This window comes from Nostoc flagelliforme FACHB-838 (assembly GCF_014698065.1).
GTDB lineage: Bacteria > Cyanobacteriota > Cyanobacteriia > Cyanobacteriales > Nostocaceae > Nostoc > Nostoc flagelliforme_B.
Window position 1 is genome coordinate 1 of record NZ_JACJSI010000563.1, and the last position, 3109, is coordinate 3109.

5 protein-coding genes are annotated in these 3109 nt (G+C 41.2%); 4 read left to right on the forward strand and 1 reads right to left on the reverse strand.

What is annotated here, in order from left to right; all coding sequences use genetic code 11:
• Positions 1-156: 156 nt before the first annotated feature.
• Positions 157-594, forward strand: coding sequence for an RpnC/YadD family protein (locus tag H6G97_RS48770; RefSeq protein WP_242056155.1), 438 nt, complete (start codon positions 157-159; stop codon positions 592-594).
• Between the two features lie 221 nt (positions 595-815).
• Here the strand turns inward: H6G97_RS48770 and H6G97_RS48775 are convergent, their stop codons facing one another.
• Positions 816-1589: an ERF family protein gene (locus tag H6G97_RS48775; protein WP_190947472.1), complete on the reverse strand. Its 774-nt coding sequence runs from the start codon at positions 1587-1589 to the stop codon at positions 816-818.
• 100 nt (positions 1590-1689) lie between these two features.
• Here H6G97_RS48775 and H6G97_RS54415 point away from each other — a divergent pair, with 100 nt between their 5' ends.
• From H6G97_RS54415 to H6G97_RS48790, 3 genes are all read left to right on the forward strand, one after another.
• The gene (locus H6G97_RS54415; RefSeq protein ID WP_242056156.1) at positions 1690-2259 is read left to right on the forward strand and encodes a hypothetical protein; all 570 of its coding nucleotides are present in this window, start codon (positions 1690-1692) and stop codon (positions 2257-2259) included.
• Positions 2256-2444: a hypothetical protein gene (locus H6G97_RS48785; RefSeq protein ID WP_190947473.1), complete on the forward strand. Its 189-nt coding sequence runs from the start codon at positions 2256-2258 to the stop codon at positions 2442-2444. Before H6G97_RS54415 ends, H6G97_RS48785 begins: the two co-directional genes overlap by 4 nt.
• 102 nt (positions 2445-2546) lie before the next feature.
• A complete protein-coding gene (locus H6G97_RS48790) occupies positions 2547-3014 on the forward strand; it encodes a hypothetical protein (RefSeq protein WP_190947474.1) in 468 nt (155 codons plus the stop codon).
• Positions 3015-3109 lie beyond the last annotated feature (95 nt).

Consider the following 3109-nt stretch of genomic DNA (forward strand, 5'->3'; position numbering starts at 1 on the left):
CGCCGCAGGCATCGCAGCTTGCTGATACTGCTTTATCATTGTTCCTTGTTTGACGAATATATTTCTCCGTATTATCTCGTAGTCTTTTTCAGAAATCAAATATGATTCCTATATCAAACTACTTTTACTACTGAAAGTTTACGACACGAGTTTTCAGTGATTCGTTTGTGGGAACAGCCTCCAGAAATATTTTTGTCCACACCAGGATTACTCCCGTTTGCGGTCTTGAGTGCTACTGAGAACAAAGTTGCTACATTACAACTCTCAGCTGCGGCTGTTGACAAAATTGCTGACAGGCGAACACAAAGTAATATTGCTGCTGCCTCTGCAATTCTGGCTGGGTTAGTATTAGAAAAAGATGTGATTGAGCGTTTATTTAGGAGAGACATAATGCATGAGTCTGTGATTTACCAACAAATTAAAACCGAAGGCAAAGAAGAAGGCAGGGAAGAAGGAAGTCAACAAAAAGCTCATGAAATTGCCCAAAACTTACTAGCAGAAGGGATGACAGTAGAAGCGATCGCTCGAATTACTGGTTTATCAGTAGAAGTGGTGCAACAATTACAGCAGGGAGAATCTGAAAACCAAGAGTAATTTTGCTACTATTCCTATACTAAATCGGCTGAATGAGGGCTGTATTTCAATCTCCGATTTCCCGCGATACTCAGTACGGTAGTCGCTTGTTGACAACAATACCTCTTTGTTTGATGAGTACGATTACTGTTAATGCAAAACCAGCGTTTCTAAGAGAACGTTAAGATTGCTGCCGAATGTATTCTGACTCATGAATTCTTCTTAAAACATGATTTACCTTTTCAATTCAGTTCAGGCAATTGTGCAAGCGCTCCTTCCATCCAGTCGCTGATTGCTGTTGTTTCATCTACTCCTCGTGCTACAGCGTCAACAACATGCTTCTGATAGGAGCTAGCAGCATGATTTGGATGCCCAAACTTATTCCCAGCCCAAGCCAAACACATAGTCTTTACTAATTCATCAATCTGAAGAGAATCAAGCTCACTCGGACTCGTAACATTTCGAGAATGCAGCCATTCTTTTACTAAATCGAGTGGATAATTTAAAAGTGTGCGAACTTCTTTGACTCGCAAATCTTTTGGGTTGATTGATGGCGGAGTTATAGCTTGTTTGCTTGGCTGAACTCTAGGCTGTTGATTGTCTTTGCGGGGTCTAATATTATTTTGTGCTTGTTCTGTCTTTTGAGGAGTAGTTGCGCCTTCAGCATCATTATCTTCATCAGCAGTCACTGATAAAATTGCACAAACCGCATATCGACGTGCATAAGTTAATGCTGCACCAAACTTTTGAGAGTCAGCAATCTCAGGCAAAGGATAAGTACTAGCGATACTCTCGCCAGATTCATGAAAAATATGAGTCCGTAGCACGGTTTTACCTTCAAAGATTTCAGTAGTTTGAATTATTACTAACCCATGTTTACCAAGCGCAGGAGTAACAGCATCCAATACAGCATCTAGCGTTGCATATTTGCGCTTGTAGTGAGGATTAGTACCGTCTTTTTGAATGGGGTTAAACTCTGATTTTGCTTTGATTAAAGCTTTGATTAGTTCTTGCATTAGTCAATTCCAAACTTCTACCAATCGCTTTTGAATTAATTCTGGGTACAGCAGCCCACAACAAATTTCGTTCAATGGTCAACAAGATTGTGGCAAGGAAGTGAGAGACTGTCATGAAGGCGCTGATTCCGCCGCGTCTGCTGCCCAAAATGAATTTCCTTCAACTTTGGCGATCGCTAATCAAACTCAGGGGCAAGTAGAACAAAGTAATTCCGCTTCGCTGTTGGCTGAAAACTCAGTTTTGGGTGTAGAAATCAAAGCAGTTCATGAAGGTACTTGTTCCGCCGCGTCGCCTGCCCAAATTGAAAAATCTTCAACTTCAGCGATCGCAGATCAGAAAATAGAACCGAGTCGCCCCTCTGTTGAGCTGATAACTGAAAACTCAGTTTCGGGTGGAGAATTCAAAGCAGTTCATGAGGGTGAAAGTTCCGCCGCACCCGTGCCAAATCCTGAAAAATGGTCGCATGAGGCGATTGTAGCGAGGTCAAATATGCGACCAGAGCGTATGCAGAAACTTAAAGTAGCAGGCAATTCGGGGCAGAATCCGGGGTTTGACTTTTTGCAAGAATGCTGGAATGACGATCCGGCTTTGCAGATTGTGATCAAGAAATTGCTGGCGAAGTTTCCACAGTGGGGGATTGCGATTGTTAATGGGGTGTTGGTTCGATGAAAAGAATTAGTGCAGTGTCCAGCAGTGATCGCTTATCTCAAAGCAGAATTCTGTCTAATGAATTTGTATTTCTCAGCTTTGGGCAGGGCAACTGTACATCATCCCTCATCAATTCTCCCCTAACTCATGCCATTGCTGCGGGAGTGGGCATTAAACTTGTAGCCTTTATTGGCCATAGCTTCTAGCTCTTCTTAATGCCATTCGACCCTGTATTGAATAAACTGATAGGATTCATAATTAATTACAAATTATCGAAGTTTTATGCTTAGTCAGCAACCTAAATCAATATGAAAGTATTACCCTACGATAGCTTTACAATTTTGACAGATGATCCACTGCCTATAGTTCTGCAAAGCCTAAATGCTTTAGTTGAACCTACGAAAACATTCAGATTTTCTACTAAACACGCCCCTTATCAAGGAAGTATTTCTGAGTCAGGCTTTCAAATTAGCCGCATAATTCACTACGATAACTCCTTCTTACCAGTGATTCGAGGGCGCTTTGAAGTAAAATCTGATCAAACAGTGATTCATGTACAAATGAACACACATCCTTTTGTAATGGCATTTTTAGGATTCTGGTTTTTATGCTGGTATAGTGCAGTTATTTCAATGACATTGGCAGGTTCTATGCCTAATAATATGGCTGCATTAGTTACAGGTATGCCTATACTAATTTTAATTCTTTTTGGGGTAGCTTTTTGGTCAGAAGCAAATCGTAGTCGCAATGAATTAACTCGTGTGATTCGTTACTAGGTAAAAATGCTTAATAAGCATATAGCCTAGTCAGTGAAAACTAGGAGCAATCCTAGCACTGAACTCTCAGACTGATGTGGGTGAAAGTCCCACCC